Below are 19,278 nucleotides of genomic sequence, written 5' to 3' on the forward strand. Positions count from 1 at the left end.
TCATGAAGAATCGTGAGATTTATCAGAAAGATCCGACCACCCGCAAATTGGTTAACGAAGGGGTGGCCACTGTTAACGATGACACCACTAGTCAGGCCCTGGCGGTGCTCCGCTATGAGCTGGAAACCTTTGTGTGCGATGGCCAGTACGAAAAGGGCATGTCTCACATTCTGGAAACCTACCTGAAAAACATCGATCAGGCACAGCAGCCAGCAGTATGGGTAAGCGGGTTCTACGGTTCTGGTAAATCCCACTTGGTTAAAATGCTGCGAACTCTGTGGGTCGATAGCCAGTTTGAAGACGGTGCTACTGCCCGGGGCATCGCTAACCTGCCCCAAGGGGTCCGCGACCATTTACAGGAACTAAGTACCCAAGCTAAACGCCATGGAGGCTTGCACGCCGCATCTGGAACCCTCGGTTCTGGCGCCAGCGGCAGCGTGCGACTAGCGCTGCTGCGCATTTTGTTCAAGTCTGCAGGGCTGCCCGAGCAATATCCGGTCGCCCGCTTCGTGATGTGGCTGAAGCACGAGGGTATTTACGACCAGGTGCGCCAGAGCGTCGAGTCTAAAGGTTACGAATGGCAGGAAGAGCTGGATAACTTCTACGTGGCTGAAGGCCTGCATGAGGCTCTGGTTCAGGCCAAGCCTGCGCTGTTTTCGTCGCCCACATCCTGCGTGGAAACCCTCAACAACCTTCATCCGTTTGTTCAGGACATCTCCAGCGACGATATGCTCAAAGCAATCCGCCTGACACTAACCAAAGACGGTAAATTCCCGCTCACATTGATCGTTCTGGACGAGGTGCAGCAGTTTATCGGCGAAGACAGTCAGCGTTCCATCGCCGTACAAGAAGCCGTAGAGGCGTGCTGCAAAAACTTTGGCGGCAAATTGCTCTTCATCGGTACCGGCCAAACAGCCGTCACCGGCACCAGTAACCTGAAGAAACTCGAAGGCCGTTTTACCATCCGCGTTGAGCTGTCCGATGCCGATGTCGATGCGGTTATCCGGCAGGTCATTCTGGCCAAGAAGCCAGAAGCCAAGACACGTGTCGAACAAGTTCTGCAAACCAACGTAGGGGAAATCTCCCGACACTTGGCCGGCACTACCATCGGCCATCGCCAGGATGATTTGCCATATTTCCCCCAAGACTACCCGATTTTACCGGTACGCCGGCGCTTCTGGGAAAACACCCTGAGAATACTGGACCAGACTGGTACCGACAGCCAGTTACGCAACCAGCTCAGCATGATCCACAAAGTCATTCAGACCAACTTGGATGATCCGCTCGGCCATGTGGTACCGGCGGACTACCTCTACTTCGACTCCGCCGACAAGTTGCTTCAGTCTCGTATCTTGCCCCGCAAGGTGCATGAAAAAACCATGAGCTGGATAAAGGGTTCGGAGGATCAGCGCCTGATGGCTCGTGCCTGCGGTCTGGTTTTCCTGATCAATAAATTGGGCGGACAAAACAACGAAATCGGCATCCGGGCTAACGTGGACTCCCTGGCAGACCTGCTCGTGAAGGATCTTTCCAATGGTAGCAGTAGCTTACGTAGCAAACTGCCCGGGCTGTTGGACAACTGCGAACTACTGATGAAAGTGGGTGAGGAATACCGCATCCAGACCGAAGAAAGTGCCGCCTGGACCGACGAATTTCTCAGCCAACGCTCAGCACTCTCTAACGAAGCGCATCGTATTCACGCGGAACGCGATGACCGAATACGCCGGATGTTCGGCGATGTGACTCGCAAGCTGTCATTGATGCAAGGTGAAGCCAAAGTTACCCGGGATATTTACCCGGTGTTTGATGCCCAGCTTCCGAACGATGCCCGCCAGCGCATCTACGTGTGGATAAGGGATGGCTGGAGTGGTGATGAAAACTCCGTTCGGGCCGATGCTCGGCAGGCCGGCAACCAGTCGCCAACGATCTTTGTGTTTGTTCCCAAGCGTTCCGCAGACGACCTGCGCCACCACCTGATCGACTTCAAAGCGTCCAGTGCCACCCTGGATAAACGCGGCTCTCCTAATACGCCGGAAGGCACCGAAGCCAAAGCTGCCATGGAAACCATCAAACAAACAGCAGAGGGCAAAATCCGCGAGCTACTCAGTGAAGTTTTCTCCGGTGCCCGGGTATTTCAAGGCGGAGGTAACGAAATTCTCGGCAATAACTTGCAGGAGATGGTGCTAGAAGCGGCGAATAATGCCCTGCAGCGCCTGTATCCTAATTTCCATATTGCCGATCATAGTGGCTGGCAAAAGGCCTACGAGAAAGCCCAAAAGGGTGCACCAGATGCCCTTAAAGCTGTGGGTGACGACGGTGATCCCGCAAAGAACTCAGTGTGCAAGACTATTCTGGGCTTTATTGCTGGCGGCAAAAAAGGGACAGATATTCGCGATAACTTTGAGGGCTCGGGTTATGGGTGGTCGCGCGATGCTGTAGATGGTGGCCTTCAGATACTGCTGGTAGCAGGGGTGATTCGCGCCCAGGATGATCGCGGGCAGGTGGTTGAACCCTCCGCACTAGAACGCAAGAGCATCGGCAAAGCCTTTTTCAAAGTCGAATCGGCCAATGTCACGACACCGCAGCGCATCCAGATCCGCAAACTGCTGCAGAAAGTCGGCGTATCCGCCAAACAGAGTGAAGAGCTGGCCCATGTGCCGCTGTTTTTGCAGAAGGTGTCTGAACTGGCCGACAAAGCCGGTGGGGAGGCGCCCAAGCTGGAACGCCCGGACACCCAGTTCCTGGATGATATTCGACTGACCACCGGTAACGAACAACTATTGGCGCTCTATAACCGGCGGGATGAACTAATTCAAAGTATTGAGCGCTGGGAAAGCCTTGCCGAACGGATCCAGCAGCGTTGGCCCATCTGGACTACCCTCAAGCTCCTCGTAAACCACGCCAATGGCCTGAGTGATGCCGATGTCTACCGTACCCAAGTCAGCACTATCGAACAACAACGGCAACTGCTGGAAGACCCGGACCCGATCGCCCCGCTGATTGCCAGCCTGACCCAAAGCCTGCGGGATGCCCTGAACACACTGAACCACGACTACCAGGCCCGGCATAAGCAGGGCATGAAACGCCTGGAGACGGATGCTAACTGGCAGCAGCTGGAACCAGAACAGCGCAATCAGTTGCTCGCCAGGCAGAAACTGACCCTTGCCGACCAACCTAAAGTAGCGGTCCAGTCCACCGACGAGGTGCTGAACACCCTAGACCATTACTCCCTGGCCACGTTCGCCGACCGGGTAGCGGCCCTGCCCAGCCGCTTTGATAACGTAGCGGTATCCGCTGCTGAGCTGTGTGAACCGGAAATCCAGTTTGTATCGGTACCACGACGTACCCTGAAAACCGAGGCAGACATTGATACCTGGGCTGAAGAGGTGAAAGACCAGCTCAAAAACGCACTGGCAAAGGGCCCAGTCTCGGTCAAATAACGGTCAATCAAAGAAAGAACTATCAAAAAAGGACCGCCAAAAAGAGGACTGCCAAAGCCATGCGAACCCTCACTAATATTGAGGAACTGCTGCCAGAGCTGGATCACTGCATAGCCGATGAGCTGGAAGACCAGGATCTCGACTTCAAGCAGTGGGAACTGAAAAGCCACGACAACGCGGTAAAAACCGTGGTTCAGATGGCCGTGTGCATGGCCAATGGCGGCGGTGGCACCGTGGTGTTCGGCGTGGCCGATCGCATACAAGGCAGAAACAACGCCATTTTGGGTGTGCCACCGGAAATCGACGGGAATATGTTGAAAAAGGCGGTATACGACCAGACCGACCCGAAAATCATGCCGGTGTTTGAGGAATTGGCCGTACCCGAAGGCACAGGCCGCGTTTTGCTGATGCAGGTCCACCCCGGCATGCCACCCTATACCGACACCGCAGGCCGAGGCACCATCCGTGTCAGCAAAGACTGCGTGCCCTTAACCGGCACCGTCCGCCGCAAGATTGGTGTGGAAACCGGTGAAACCGATTACACGGCAGAGGCAGTTGCACCTGTAGACAACACCTTGCTGTCTGCTACTGCGCTGGAAGCCCTGCGCAATCAGGCCAGCAGAGAACGTGCGCCAGATGACCTGCTGAGGCAATCGGATGCCGAACTCCTATCCACTCTGGGGTTAATCAAACAGGGCAAGCTGACCCGTGCGGCCATCTTGCTGGCAGGTACTGAAGCGGCTATTCGTGAATACCTGCCCGGCCACAACTGGACCTTTCTGCAGATGACGTCCGATACGGACTACGGTATCCGGGAAGATCGCGTCAGCGCATTGCCTTTGTCCGTCCAGCGCATTGAAGAACTATTGGTACCCTTTAACCCAATCACCACCTATAAGCAGGGCATGTTCCACTACGAATACCGGACCTGGCCAGAAGTCGCCGTGCGCGAGGCCCTGATGAACGCGTTCTGCCATGCCGACCTGCGTATTGCCGGGCCGATAATGGTCAAGCTGTATTCAGACCGGCTGGAAATCAGCAATAACGGCGGATTTATCGCCGGCATTACCGCCAATAACATTCTGCACCACCAACCTGCAGCCAGAAATCCTTCACTGGTTGAGGCACTTACCCGCCTGCGCCTGGTTAACCGTAGCAATCTGGGCATTAATCGCATGTTTTCTGCGCTGTTGATGGAAGGTAAAGAGCCACCCCAGATCAGGGAAGTGGGGGATTCCGTGCAGGTGAGCTTTCCCAAACGCGAGTTGAACGCCACCTTCCGCTTATTTGTGGCAGATGAAAGCGAGCAGGGTCGCAAGCTGGGAGTGGACGAACTGATGCTGCTGCAGTACCTACTTCAGAATCCGGAGGTAGACACCAACACTGCCGCTACCCTATGCCAGCGTGGCGAAGCAGAAATACGCGAAAAGTTATCCACAATGGAGTCGGCCGGATACATCGAACACGGCGGTACCGGGCGGGGAGCTTACTGGTGTATTCAGCCCGAATTCTACAATCGCCTCGCCGAGGATGGCCAGAGTGGCGCCCGCCGACGAATCGACTGGGACGCCGCGAAAACGCGCGTGCTCAGCATTCTGATGGAGCGGGCGAAACGGGGCGAGCTGGGGCTGAGCAACAAGGAAATTCGACAGATCACACGTTTTGACCGCAACCAGGTGCATCGATTGATGACCGAACTTCGACAGGAAAACCCCAACCTGCAGCCACCGGGAAGAGGCAAATACGCGCGATATGAATTCAGGCAATGATGCATTAATTGCATTTGAGCATTAAAGACAGCATTAGATTTTTTTAACGCTCGATTTATTGCAGAGTGAGCAATGAAGCGAGCGTTATAGAACGAAAGGATGGAAAAAGTATGCAGCCACTGGACAAAATCCTCAGACACCAACTGGAACGCGCCGTTAAAAGCGCCCGCGACACCGCCGAAAACGGCGCTGGTGCCGCGCTAGGCCAGTTGGGCGTGGCCGACCCCACACCGGCCGCACACCTGGGCGATGCCGAGCGCGACCTGCGTCGCCGCCTGCGTGCCCATGGCCGCCAATTAGGGGACTCTCTGAACGGGGGTAAAATTCAGAGCATGGATCGCCTGGTGGAAGAAGTAGCCTACGAGCATTGGCACCGCATGCTATTTGCCCGCTTCCTGGCCGAAAACAACCTGCTGATGTATCCAGACCCGGACGACCCGGTCGCAATCACCCTGGAAGAATGCGGAGACCTAGCCGCCGACGAAGGCGCCGCCAACGGCTGGGAACTGGCAGCCCGCTACGCCGCCCGCATGTTGCCGCAAATCTTTCGACTGGATTCTCCGGTGTTCCAGCTCACCTTACCGCCGGAGCACCAGCAGAAGCTGGAACACCTGGTTTCCAGCCTGCCGCTGGAAGTCTTTACCGCCTCCGACAGCCTGGGCTGGGTATACCAGTTCTGGCAAGCCAACAACAAAGAGCGCATTAACAAATCCGAAGTGAAAATTGGCGCCCGGGAACTACCCGCCGTTACTCAACTCTTTACCGAGCCCTACATGGTCAGCTTCCTGCTGGACAACTCCCTGGGTGCCTGGTGGGCAGCCCGAACGCTCACGGAAGACGACCTCAAAAACGCGCAGAGTGAAGAAGAACTCCGCCAGAAGGCTGCCATTTCCGGTGTCCCCCTAGAATACCTACGCTTCGTCAAAATCCCCTCTCCCCTCGCGGGAGAGGGCCAGGGAGAGGGGGATAAGATTTGGACCCCCGCCGCCGGCACCTTCGACGCTTGGCCAGAAGAATTTGCCGACCTGAAAACCCTCGACCCCTGCTGCGGCTCCGGCCATTTTCTGGTGGCCGCTTTTATGATGCTGGTACCCATGCGCATGGCGCGCGATGGCTTGTCCGCGCAGGACGCCGTCGATGCAGTGTTACGAGAGAACATTCACGGCCTGGAGCTGGACCAGCGTTGTGTGGAACTGGCCGCTTTTGCCCTGGCTATCACCGCGTGGATTTACCCGAGCGCCGGTGACTATCGACCGCTGCCAGAACTGCATCTGGCTTGCACCGGCCTGTCTGTCAGCGTGGCTAAGGAAGAGTGGAAGCAGCTGGGTCTTGGTAAGCACAACCTCACCATCGCTCTGGACTGGATGCATGACACCTTCCAGGATGCACCCGTACTGGGCAGCCTGCTGAACCCGGCAAAGACCGATGCCGCCAAACTGGTGAAGTGGAAAGAACTGTCCAGCACACTGAACCAGGCGCTGGATACAGAGCAGCCGGAACAAGACGACAGCCAGCAGGAAGCCGCAGTGGTGGCTCAGGGGCTGGCTAAGGCAGCCACCCTGTTATCTGGCCATTATCAGTGGGTCATCACTAACGTACCCTATCTTGCCCGGGGCAAACAAAGCGACCGTCTGAGGGAATTCTGCGAGCTTAACTACCCAGAAGCCAAAAATGATCTTGCCACGGTATTTCTCGACCGCTGCCTGGAGTTCTGTACCCAAGGCGGCACGGCTAGCATTGTGTTACCGCAGAACTGGCTGTTCCTCACCAGCTATAAAAAGTTCCGCGAAAAGCTATTGGAGAACGATACTTGGCACTTGATTGCTCGCTTGGGCGAGGGTGGGTTTGATTCATCAGCAGCGGCCGGGGCATTTGTTGCAATGATTAGTCTCAGCCGTGGCAACAATGTTCAGACATCCGGCGGGCTGTTTGGTGATGCGGAAAATTCTAACCAGATACGTGGTGTGGATGTGTCTGAACTGCGAACGGCGGCTGAGAAGGCTGCGCAGTTGCTGGCTTCAGAGGTTAAGTCTGTAGAGCAGGTTAAGCAGTTGGAGAACCCGGATGCGAGGGTGACTTTGGAGGATTCTTCCAAATTAGAGTTACTGAGTACAAAAGCGATCTCGTCAATAGGCTTATCCACGAGTGATACGCCTCTTTTTGTTCAGTTTTTCTGGGAACATTTGTCGCTTAGTAATGGTTGGGAGTTCCATCAAAGTTGTGCTGAACGGACTACGCACTGGGCTGGTTGTGAGCGAATCGTCCTCTATGAAAATGGGCAAGGAATGATGAGAGAACTCGCTGCCAACCAGGACCTTGATAGAGGCAGGGATAGACAAGGAGTTAATGCTTGGGGGCAGTCAGGCGTTTCAGTTGGTTTAATGCGCAGTCTTCATTCGTCTCTTTATTTAGGTACAAAATTCGATAACAACATGGGGGTGCTAACACCGCGCGATCAGAAATTTTTGGAAGCTATATGGTGCTACTGTTCGTCTTCAAGTTTTAACGAGGAAATTAGGAGAATTGATCAAAAACTAAATGTTACTAATGGCACTTTAACGAAAGTTCCATTTGACATTGACTACTGGGACAAAGTCGCTAAAGAAAAATACCCCAATGGGCTGCCCAAACCATACGCCGATGCCCCTACCCAATGGATCTTCCATGGCCACCCCTGCGGCTCAGTCGTATGGGACGAGGAGCAAAAGTGGACTGCCGAAGGCCCACTGCGTACCGATAATACAGTACTGCAAGTCGCCGTAGCCCGCTTGCTTGGCTACCGCTGGCCCGTCGAGTTGGATGAAAAGATGGAACTGGCCGACGAGCAACGCGAGTGGGTGAATCGTTGCGAGTCGCTGCTGCCCTTGGCCGATGAAGACGGCATTGTCTGCATTCCCCCGGTGCGAGGCGAAGCCTCCGCCGCTGATCGTTTGCTTAATCTTCTGGCTACCGCCTACGGCGAGGCCTGGTCTAACGACGTACTGGCAGAACTGCTGAAAAATGTAAGCCATGCAGGCAAAACTCTGGAAACCTGGCTGCGGGACAAGTTCTTCACCCAGCACTACAAACTGTTCCAAAACCGTCCCTTTATCTGGCACATCTGGGACGGCCTGCCCGATGGTTTCTCTGCTCTGGTCAATTACCACAAGCTGGATCGCAAGAACCTAGAAACCCTTATCTACACCTATCTGGGTGACTGGATCAGCCGCCAGAAACAAGACATTAACAACAGTATCGACGGCGCCGAAGAACGCCTCGCCGCTGCTGAAGCCCTGAAGAAAAGCCTGGAGCAGATTCTCGAAGGCGAAGCACCCTACGACATCTTCGTGCGCTGGAAACACATAGAACAACAACCTATCGGTTGGGAGCCAGACCTGAACGATGGCGTCCGCCTAAACATCCGCCCCTTTGTGACCGTGGACGACGTTAAAAAGAAAGGCGCCGGCATCCTGCGCGACAAAGCCAACATCAAATGGACCAAAGACCGTGGCAAGGATGTGGAATCCGCGCCCTGGTATCACACCTTTGGTGGTGAGCGTATTAACGATCACCATCTGACTCTGGTCGAGAAATGGGCTGCGCAAGAACAAAACAACAAAGGGAAGGATGTCTGATATGGCTAAGAAGATCAGTGGCGCTGAGTACCCATTGGCGAAAATTTTCAGCTCCGAGTTTGAATATGCCATCCCTTCTTACCAGCGCCCCTATGCGTGGACGGTGGATCAGGTATCTGAGTTGTTTGATGACCTCTACGATTTTTATTGTTCAGAGCCGGGTGAGGGATATTTCCTCGGCAGCATCGTGTTGATCAAAGAGGAAGGAAAACCGGCCGCAGAAGTCATAGATGGCCAACAGCGGCTGACAACGCTCACCATATTGCTTGCGGCATTGGCTGCGCGCTCCGCTGCTGATGACCGCGCCCTTCTGAAAACCTATCTTGTAGAGGCCGGAAACAAGTATGAGCAGTTGGCCGCAAAGCCACGCCTGACGCTTCGTGAGCGAGATAAAGATTTTTTTGCCAGGTACGTGCAAACCCTTCAGTTTGACGAACTGCTTGAGCTTAACCCTGAGTCTCTTCAGAACGAATCTCGAAAAAACATACAGGCCAACGCCCGTTTATTGCTGAACCGTATTGACCGGTCCTTTGGTGGCAATACGTCTTCACTTGAGGGCTTTGTTGGTTTCTTGCTGCAACGATGCTTTCTGGTAGCGGTTTCAACACCCAGCCAGCAGTCTGCATTTCGCGTTTTTTCGGTTATGAACAGCCGTGGTCTTGACCTGCAGCCCACTGACATCATTAAGGCCGACATTATCGGCGCGATTGAAACCACGGAAGAACAGGAACTTTATAACGAGAAATGGGAAGACATGGAGGTTGAGCTAGGGCGTGGCGGCTTTAACGATCTGTTCGCCTACGTTCGGATGCTTTATGCCCGCGAAAAAGCTAAGAAAGCGCTGTTGGAAGAGTTTCGCCAACATGTTTTGTCTAATGTGGCATCGCCTAAAGCTCTTGTGGATGATGTACTGGAACCCTATGCGGAGGCCTTATCAATTCTGCGTACTGCAAGCTATCAGGCTGAAGTGGATGCTCAGAAAATCAATGCTTACCTGCGTTGGCTCAACCGGATAGATAACTCCGACTGGGTGCCATCGGCCATGCTGTTCCTGGCGCAGCAAAAGAACAGGCCCGACTACGTGCTGTGGTTTATGGAAAAGCTAGAGCGACTGGCCGCGTGTCTTCACTTGACTGCAAGGAATGTAAACGAGCGCATCGAACGGTATTCGACTCTGATCTCAAGTTTGATGGATACCCATAACATTGATAACCCCGTACAGGCTGTTTTGCTTACTGAAAGCGAAAAGAAAGCGATGCGCAACGTGCTGAATGGCGATATCTACACGCTCACTGCCAGAAGAAGAAACTACCTTATTCTGCGTCTGGATTCGTTTCTGTCAGACGGAGCCGCAACTTATGACGCCAGTCTTTTAACGATTGAGCATGTGTTACCGCAGACCGTAGACGAAGGTAGCCAATGGGAAATTGACTGGCCGGAATCGGACGAGCGCGAGGCGTGGGTCCATCGGCTGGCGAACCTCGTGCCTTTGAATAAACGCCGAAATTCACAGGCCCAGAATTACGATTTTGATCGCAAAAAGAATGCCTATTTTAAAGGCCGCTCGGGTGTTAGTTCCTATACGCTGACGACACAAGTTCTGAATGAACAGGAATGGACGCCGGACGTTGTATTGAACAGACAAGAAGAGCTTATGGGGCTTCTTGCGGAGAAGTGGGAGCTGACAGCGTGTTAATAGGTTCCCACGAAATTTTTGAGCTGGGAACCGTGAAGTGACTACGGCTGCCAAACTTACTAAGTGGGCTCAGAAGAAACCTCTGATCTTGATCCGTCTCGATGAGGCGCAGTCAGAATTTTTGCACAATTCGAGGCAGGGGTTCGAGCAACTAACATTGATAAAACCCCACTCTGCACTTCAGGCTGTCAAGTTGCCAACGCTTTGTTTGCTGGAGATTCACGAGGACGATGCATCAAAGTGTTATCTAGCCACCGCAACCGGCAAAGCTGCGGTGAGCACATTTGATACGCGGCTAACTCTCAAAAAGTTGATAGCGGTGAAACCAGACTCACTGCAAATCTTGGAGACCCTAGTTGCCGACGCTCGTATGAAGCGCTTGTTGAATGATCGCCTCCCTGACAACGGGGAAATAAAAAACCTTTCGCCCAAGCTCAGTGCGTACCTAGTAGGAATTCTGGCTGCTGATTCCCGCAACCAAGCTGCAATGGAAATGGCCCTTTCCCAGCTTCCACAATTGAGACGAAGAGACGATGCCAGCTGGGCGCAGGACGATGCCATTCATGCGGCAATGTCTGCTTTTGGAATCCGGAGCGGTGTCTTACCGGATCAGATCGTCCTGAAGAGTGGCGCCTCATCTGGCCTAGGACTAATTGGAGCTCACCTCTACGAGGATAATGTGGTGCATCATGATGCATTGCGATTGCCTGGATTCGATGCAATTTCATCTGATGTGACAGGAAGAGCTGTTTTCCGAAAAAGCGATGAGCAGCTTGTGATTTACACAGCCAATAAATTGCCTTTGGAAAAAATGCTTGGCGTTGACCTCATATATGTCAACGAAACGCGGGGCAGCATTGTGATGATTCAATATAAAATGTTGGAACAGCACAGACAAAATCAAACGAACACTGACTGGATATTTCGGCCTGACCAGCAGTTACGTGATGAAATAGCCAGAATGCGCATTCCGAACATTGAAAATACCCCAGACGACTATAGGCTTAGTCGCAATCCATTTTTCTTCAAGTTTGTAAAACGCAAAATTGTAGATGACTCTCATCAGTCGTTTTTCGTGTCAATTGGTCATCTAAACCAGATTCTGGCTTCCCAAAACGCAAAAGGCCCAAGGGGTGGCGTTCGAATAAGTTACGAGGCTCTGAGAGGGACTTACCTCCGTGAAGCCGACATGCTTAGCTTGATCCGTTCAGGATATGTTGGGACGCACAAGGTGGAAACAGAGGCACTTCACACGATTATTCATGAGGTGGCGAAAGGGAACAATGCCATCGTGCTCGCATGGCAGCAGAAAATTCAGGAAAATTGAATGGGTAAGCGGATTCGGCGTGTTGGTTCCATCAAAGGTGAACTCCTCAAGAAGTCTCGTGAAGCAGCTCTTGCTTCTGTTCAAATTTTCAACAATCCGAATATCAGCTTCAAATCGGAATCCTATGTGGTTTTGATGATTATCGCTTGGACGTATCTTCTCCATGCATATTTCAGGGGTCAGAAAATTGAGTATCGATATTCGCAACAGAGAGGGCAGCGCCGTGAATTCGACAAAACCAAACATGGTGCTTACAAGTACTGGGAGCTTGAGCGCTGTTTGAATGATGCCCATTCTCCACTCGACAACGATACGACTAATAATCTGCGTTTTCTGATCGGATTGCGCCATGAGATTGAGCACCAGATGACAACACGGATAGATGATGTCTTGAGCGCTCGTTTTCAGGCATGTGGGCTGAACTATAACGAATACATAAAAAAACTGTTTGGGCCCAACAACGGTATTGAAAAACACCTATCGTTTAGTCTGCAGTTTTCAACGATATCTACTGAACAAAAAGAACTTCTTGAAGACCAGCCTGGCCTACCGGCTAATATTGAGGGCTATATTAAAAGCTTCGATGACAGTCTTTCTGACGACGAATTTTCCAATGCTCACTATGCTTACAGAATTTTGTTTGTGGCAAAAACGGCTAATAGGAAGGGGCAAGCAGATCGAGTGATTGAATTTGTAAAAAGTGACTCTGCCTTAGCTGAAACCGTAAACAAGGAATATGCCGTTATTAAAGAAACGGAAAAGACAAAGTATCTGCCATCGCAGGTCGTAAGTTTAATGAAGGCAGAGGGATATCCCAGATTTTCAATCCGCTATCACACGGAACTATGGCAGGCTCTCGATGCCAAGAGTCCCTCTCAAGGCTATGGGACATTGGTAGCCGGAAAATATTGGCATTGGTACCAACGCTGGGTCGATGAAGTCAGAAAACACTGCCATGAGAACAGGAAGCGCTATTCATGAGTCAATTACCCTTGGGACAAACCGCATGAAACTGTTAGACCATCTCTCGAAAGCTGTAAGAGAGGCTGGAGTTTACAATCCGGACATCCAAGTCGCTCCAGCCTGTATCTTATGGCCAGACCGAGATCGGCAGTGGGAAGCCGTAATTCCGGTGCTGCAAGCGGAACTGCCGGAACTTATGGTTTTGGGCGACAACGCACCTGAAAAGTGCACCGGCCCGGCTATCTGGCTACGCTACGCCATTTCAGGCTTTGCTGAAGATATTGAGCTACCGAAGGGCAAAGCACCGATTCTATATCTGCCGGGTGTTAGCCGGCAGGATCTGCGGGCAGTGGAAAGCTGCCCGGATGAGCTGAAGCCTTTGGCAGAGCTGCAATATCGGGGGGTGATCTGGTCTCAGGTTAATGCTAAAGACTGGACCATTTTGGCCTACTTGAAATCTGACCAGGGTGGCTTGGGCCTGGATGTCGCTCAAGACAGCGAAAGCCGTCACGCCATGCAGCTGGCACTCTACCGTTTGCTGGATGAAGAGGTGGAGCTACTGCGGGGCAAACGGCTGGATAAAGACTACTTCAACACGCTGCTGACCGGGGGTGATCCCATTCGGGACCTGTTGTTGTGGCTGGACCAGGGCGAGACGTTTCAGGCCTCACGGGGTGAAAACGAGTGGCAGGCTTTTGTTTCGGTATGTCAGTCCCAGTTGGCGTTCAATCCCCAGCAAGACGGTATTCTGGCCGGTTGTAACAAACTCGCCAACCACGAAGGCCCCTGGCAGGCCGTGTGGGAACGCTTTCGTGAAGCGCCTAACCGGTATCCCCACATTCCGGACCAGATCCGTAAGTGTCAGCCGCCGTCTTTCGATTTATTCGCTGATGAATCCGTAGCCGGTGGCTGGCCACAGTGGAACCAGAGCCAGGAAGAACACTTGCGCCGGGATTTGCTGGCACTGAGTAATATGCCGGCCCATAAAGCTATGGCCCAGCTGAAAGAGCTTGAGCAGGTACACGGTGGCCGCCGTGCAGTGGTGTGGGCCGAGCTGGGTGAGGCGCCTCTGGCGCTGGCGTTGAAGCACCTGGCCTCAATGGCAGACCATGCCCAAACGGCACTAGCGGCCGGTACAGTGACAGATCTTGCCAACGGGTATGCAAGTACAGGCTGGAAAGTGGATGACAGCGTGATGCGTGCCCTGGCCAACGTGAACGGCTCAGAGGATCTCGCAGCAGTTACCTCAGCAATCCGATCCGTTTATCTGCCCTGGATTGAGGACTCGGCGCGTTACCTGCAAAAACATGTAGATGGTGACAGTTATCCGGGAGGCTCTTACCAGAGTGCGCCGTCTCTCCCAGCGATCCAGGGCGATTGTGTTCTTTTTGTGGATGGCTTGCGATTCGATACCGGCAAGCGCCTGGCCGAACGATTGGGCGCGGCTGGCCTAGAGATTGCGGAAACTGTGGTTTGGACAGCGCTGCCAAGCGTGACCGCCACCGGCAAGGTGGCCGTTTCTCCAGTACGGGACAAAATCAGAGGCGACGATAGCAGTGCTGATTTTGAGCCGGCTGTGGCCGCGACAGGCCAGTCTCTAAAGGGTGGCTATCACCACAAGAAACTCCTTAAAGATGCGGGCTGGCGAGTGCTGGATCGAACTGATAATGGCGATGGCCAGGGTTACGCCTGGTGTGAGTTCGGCGACATCGATCATGAAGGCCACGACCGGGGCTGGAAACTGGCTAAACACTTGGACAACCTGCTTCAGGAAGTTCAAACCCGAATTACCGAGTTACTGGCCGCAGGCTGGAAGCGTGTTCGCGTGGTAACAGACCATGGCTGGCTGTTATTGCCCGGGGGCTTACCAAAAACAGAATTACCCAGCGTGCTTGCAGACAGCAAGTGGGGCCGCTGTGCCGCCCTCAAACCAGGCGTGGAGACACAAGAACGCTTATTCCCCTGGTATTGGAACCCAAGCCATTATTTCGCCCTTGCTGATGGTGTGAGTTGTTATAAAAAGGGTGAAGAATACGCCCATGGAGGCCTGAGCCTGCAGGAATGTTTGACCTTGCAGTTGGTTGTGACCGGCGGCGCAGCATCCCAGGCGGCGATTGAGTTTACCGATGTAGTTTGGAAGGGCCTTCGCTGCACAGTGGCGGTGGAGGGCCAGTTCAAAGGATTGAAACTGGACGTACGCACCCGTGCAGGGGAAGCCGCCAGCAGCGTGGTGTTGAGCGCCAAAGCCCTGAAAGAAAGCGGTAGCGTATCGGTTGTAGTGGAAGATGAGGATCTGGAAGGCAGGAACGCCGTGGTGGTGTTATTGGATGATAACGGGGCTCTGGTAGCTCAAACCGACACAAGGATTGGCGGGGGAGGTGTGTAATGGAATTGGACAATATTGATAACAAAGCAGTAGCCGCTTTAGACGGTTATCTGGTGCGCAAAGACCTGGTACGAACGTTTAGCCGCCAGTTTCCGGTGCCGACCTATGTGGTGGAGTTTCTGCTGGGGCGTTACTGCGCGAGTACCGACCAGGAAGAGATCGATGAAGGCCTGGAGATTGTTCAGCGGCAGCTCAAGTCTCGCACGGTAAGGGCGGGTGAAGAGGAGCTGTTCAAAGCCCGCGCTAGAGAGAATGGTGAGGTTAAGATTATCGACCTGATCACCGCTCGCCTGGATGCCAAAACCGACAGTTATATTGCGACATTGCCAAGTCTGCGCCTGACGGATGTTCGTATTTCGCCGGAGTTGGTGAATGAGCATGAGCGCATGCTGACCGGCGGCTTCTACGCTGAACTAACCCTCAACTACGACGCCGCTATTGCCCAGGAAAATAAGGGCCGGCCTTTTGGACTGGAGTCTTTGCGGGAGATTCAGCTCTCCAAGCGAGATGTGCTGGATACCTTGGCGGACGCGCGTAAGAGTTTCACCACAGATGAATGGAAAACCTTCCTGCTACGCTCCATCGGTATTGAGATAGATGAGTTATCCAATCGACAGGTGGATGCCATGCTGTTGCGCATGGTGCCCTTTGTAGAGCGCAACTATAACCTAGTGGAGCTTGGCCCACGGGGCACTGGTAAAAGTCATCTTTTCCAGCAGGTTTCACCCTATGCGCACTTGATTTCCGGCGGTAAGGCGACGGTCGCCAAGATGTTTGTGAACAACTCAAACGGACAGCGCGGCCTGGTCTGTCAGTACGACGTCGTTTGTTTTGACGAGGTTTCCGGCATCTCCTTCGACCAGAAGGATGGCGTGAACATCATGAAGGGGTTCATGGAATCCGGTGAGTTTAGCCGCGGCAAGGAAAGCATCCGCGCAGACGGCAGCATCGTGTTGGTGGGTAACTTCGAAGTGGATGTAGAGCATCAGCAGCGCATCGGTCATTTGTTTGGCCCCATGCCACCAGAAATGAAGGACGATACCGCCTTCATGGACCGTATTCATGCCTTCCTGCCGGGCTGGGATGTGCCTAAAGTCAGTAAAGAACTGCTGACCAATCATTTCGGTCTGGTGAGTGATTTCCTTTCCGAGTGCTGGAGCCAACTCCGTAATCAGAGCCGCCTCAGCGTGATTCAGAACCGGGTGTTCTTCGGTGGAGCTTTGTCGGGACGAGACACCAATGCGGTTAACAAAACCATCAGTGGGCTACTGAAACTCTTGTATCCCGGCGAAGGACAGGTTCCCGACGAAGATATTGAGTGGGCAGTGCGGATCGCTATGGAAGCCCGACGCCGGGTGAAAGAACAACAAAAGCGTATTGGCGCTGCAGAGTTTCGCAACACTCACTTCAGCTATGTGATGGGCGAGGACGGTGTGGAGAAATTTGTATCCACTCCCGAGTTGCATAGTGAAAATAGCATTGGCGACGATCCGTTGGAGCCTGGACAAGTGTGGACTATCTCTCCCGGAACCGGAGAGGAACACCCAGGCCTTTACCGTATCGAAGTTAATGAAGGGCCAGGGTCTGGTGTGAAGGTTCTAAATAAGCCCGTGCCGCCAGCATTCAAAGAAAGTGTTGGCTACGCCGAACAGAACCTCTATGCCCGGTCAGTTCAGTTGGTAGGTGATAAAGATCCCCGCCAGCACGAATTCACCATTCAGCTACGGGCGTTTGATGCCTCAAAATCCGGTGCCAAACTTGGTATGGCCTCACTGCTCGCGTTGAGTACCGCACTGGTTAAAAAGAGCGTTCGTGGTGGCCTGATCATTGTGGGCGAAATCAACCTGGGTGGCTCTGTCGAGCCTGTGCATAACCCGGTGACCATCGCGGAGATCGCGGTAGAGAAGGGCGCAACAGCGCTGTTGATGCCCGTTTCCTGTCGGAGGCAGTTGTTTGACTTGTCTGATGAAATGGCAACAAAGATTGATATTCAGTTTTATTCTGATGCCCGGGATGCGTTGATTAAAGCGATGGTGGATTAGAGATTGAATAAATCACAGAAAATCACGGTTTTTTGAGTTTACGCTGAAAACTAGAGTTTACCCCGCTTGATACTAACTTGATTTGGGGTAGACTTTAATTTCGGTAGTACGTGGTAGCTGGCTACGCAAACAAACAGCATTTTTTCCTGCACCGCTGCAGGGCATATCTAAAAATCTTCTTGATCACCTCCCCAAAAGCAGCAGACTTTGTCTCTGCACATTCCAAACGGCCAGTATTTTCTGGCAACGCACTGCAACGCCATGCTCATCTTTTTACCAGCCTATGCTGTGTTTACCTAATGAGATGGCAATGTAAAAAAGGACTGAAATTGCTTTGGTGTCAAAGGATTACAGGCCCTAAACAATGACCGGAACTTGCGGAAAAGCCCTACGTTAACCCCGCAACCGAGCAGCAAGGAAAAGCTTTCGACGCCAATCATCGTCGGTTACTCACCTGTTTCAGTTATCCCACCGCCCTCGGGCAATCCCCACCTTGCGTTGTCACGCTGATTTCGTTGACGCCGCGCCTCGTCCGCCTGGTCGATTCTCGACTGGGGCCGGTTCACGGCTTCGTGATGGTGACGAAATAGTGCTGTGTACAGCAGCACGCTGGATGCTCCCACCAGTCAGGCTCTCAGCCGGGCTTTTCACACTTAATGTGGCCCACGGGGCGGAGCATCAGCGCGGGGGCCTGCTCTGCCCTGAGGGTCACAAGGAGCTTTATATATGGCTCGCCGCGCACATCTGTACATTCATTTGATAATCAGGAGATAACCATGAGTAACAAACAGGTAGGGAAAGGGCGGCGGTCTTCCCCGAAAAAGAACCCCAAACGCCAGAAAAACTATGGCAAAGGGGAGAGTTTGGGCTATGCAGCCAATGTTGCCCTCGATGATTTTTACACCCGAGCATCGCACTTCAGTACCCGCGCCACTCACAAGCAGCGAGCGAAAGCGTTCGTGAAATACTGCAAGCGACAAAAAATGCGTGATGTTCGGGATATTGACAAGCCGTTTGTTTTGCAGTTTGGCGCCTATGTCAAAACCCGACTCGAAGTAGGCTATTGGTGGCCGGATGGGAGCATTGATAAGCCGGTCAGCGTTGCTTACGCACACAACTTGATCAGCACCGTGAATATTTTGATGCGCGCGTTTCGCGGCGATGACGAGCTGAAAGTTTCTGCCCGAGAGGTGCTTGGTGTGTGTCGGAACTCGATGCGCACAAGAGAAATACAGGCCGATATTGTCGATACGCAACATGCAGCAAACCTTGCCATTGCGAAAGGGTTTGAGCGGGGTGCCGCTGTAATGATGTTGGATCGCGCCTGGGGTATGCGAGTGCGGGAGGCTATTCTGCAGGATCTGGATCGAATGAAACGGGAGGTCCTCGCTACGGGTGAGGCCGCCATACTGGAAGGGTGTAAAGGCGGACGGAAATGCAGGAGCCGTACGATTAAGGTCAACGAGTTTCGACTGGAGGCGCTGAACTATGCAATCGAAGTTCGACCGCAGGGGTCACGGAACCTGTTGTCGGAAACCGACACAGTGAAACGTTTTCTGCTGAGAGAACTTAACCCGTGCAGGCCGCTGCTAAAAAGCGCTGGCGTACCGACATTTCATGAGCTGCGGGCTGGGTTTGCCCAGGATATCTACGAAGAAGTCATGCAAGGCCCCAGTCCTCTGAAACAGCCTATACGCGATAAGGTAATGGACAGGGTTGCCCGTGATGAAGTGGCCCGTCAACTTGGTCATAACCGTCGTGGTGTTGCAGGAGCTTACGTGGGAGGGGTGCGCAATGCGGCTTGATCATATTTTGAATCAGATTGATTTCGGCAAATTGAGGCCGATGGAGCGCACTCGCTACATTAACCGTATTAAGAACGTTGTGTCGGTAATTGAGGAACGTTTTCCTCACGTACAGCGCCCAGAACAGATTCAACTCAAACACGCGCAGTACTACCGGAATATCTGGCTGCCGGCACACTCCCCATCAATGCGCACGCAGGATGAGCATATGCGTGCTCTGGGGCTGCTGGTAAGGG

The 19,278-nt window shown here is 53.1% G+C and carries 9 protein-coding genes; all 9 read left to right on the plus strand.

Annotation, left to right across the window (positions count from 1 at the left end):
* Positions 1–2: 2 nt before the first annotated feature.
* The 9 genes from brxC (at position 3) to ABA45_RS05840 (ending at position 19,042) form a co-directional block, all read left to right on the plus strand.
* The gene (gene brxC / locus ABA45_RS05800; RefSeq protein ID WP_048384700.1) at positions 3–3,440 is read left to right on the plus strand and encodes a BREX system P-loop protein BrxC; all 3,438 of its coding nucleotides are present in this window, start codon (positions 3–5) and stop codon (positions 3,438–3,440) included.
* 59 nt (positions 3,441–3,499) lie between these two features.
* Positions 3,500–5,209, plus strand: a complete 1,710-nt coding sequence (locus ABA45_RS05805) for an ATP-binding protein (RefSeq protein WP_048384701.1) — start codon at positions 3,500–3,502, stop codon at positions 5,207–5,209.
* A gap of 110 nt (positions 5,210–5,319) precedes the next feature.
* Entirely contained in the window at positions 5,320–8,823 is a 3,504-nt protein-coding gene (locus tag ABA45_RS05810) for an Eco57I restriction-modification methylase domain-containing protein (protein WP_048384702.1), read from the plus strand.
* Position 8,824: 1 nt separating this feature from the next.
* Complete coding sequence (locus tag ABA45_RS05815; protein WP_048384703.1) at positions 8,825–10,519, plus strand: DUF262 domain-containing protein; 1,695 nt, start codon at positions 8,825–8,827, stop codon at positions 10,517–10,519.
* 37 nt (positions 10,520–10,556) lie between these two features.
* Positions 10,557–11,846, plus strand: a complete 1,290-nt coding sequence (locus ABA45_RS05820) for a hypothetical protein (RefSeq protein WP_048384704.1) — start codon at positions 10,557–10,559, stop codon at positions 11,844–11,846.
* Positions 11,847–12,827, plus strand: coding sequence for a DUF3644 domain-containing protein (locus ABA45_RS05825; RefSeq protein WP_048384705.1), 981 nt, complete (start codon positions 11,847–11,849; stop codon positions 12,825–12,827). It abuts the gene before it with no gap.
* A 25-nt stretch (positions 12,828–12,852) separates the two neighbouring features.
* On the plus strand, positions 12,853–15,195 hold the full coding sequence (gene pglZ, locus ABA45_RS05830; protein ID WP_048384706.1) for a BREX-1 system phosphatase PglZ type B: 2,343 nt from the start codon (positions 12,853–12,855) through the stop codon (positions 15,193–15,195).
* Positions 15,195–17,237 (plus strand): protease Lon-related BREX system protein BrxL, encoded by a 2,043-nt coding sequence (gene brxL, locus ABA45_RS05835; RefSeq protein ID WP_048384707.1) that lies wholly within the window; start codon positions 15,195–15,197, stop codon positions 17,235–17,237. Before pglZ ends, brxL begins: the two co-directional genes overlap by 1 nt.
* A gap of 776 nt (positions 17,238–18,013) precedes the next feature.
* Positions 18,014–19,042 (plus strand): integrase domain-containing protein, encoded by a 1,029-nt coding sequence (locus ABA45_RS05840; RefSeq protein ID WP_048384708.1) that lies wholly within the window; start codon positions 18,014–18,016, stop codon positions 19,040–19,042.
* Positions 19,043–19,278: the final 236 nt, after the last annotated feature.

This window comes from Marinobacter psychrophilus, assembly GCF_001043175.1.
Classification (GTDB): Bacteria; Pseudomonadota; Gammaproteobacteria; order Pseudomonadales; family Oleiphilaceae; genus Marinobacter; species Marinobacter psychrophilus.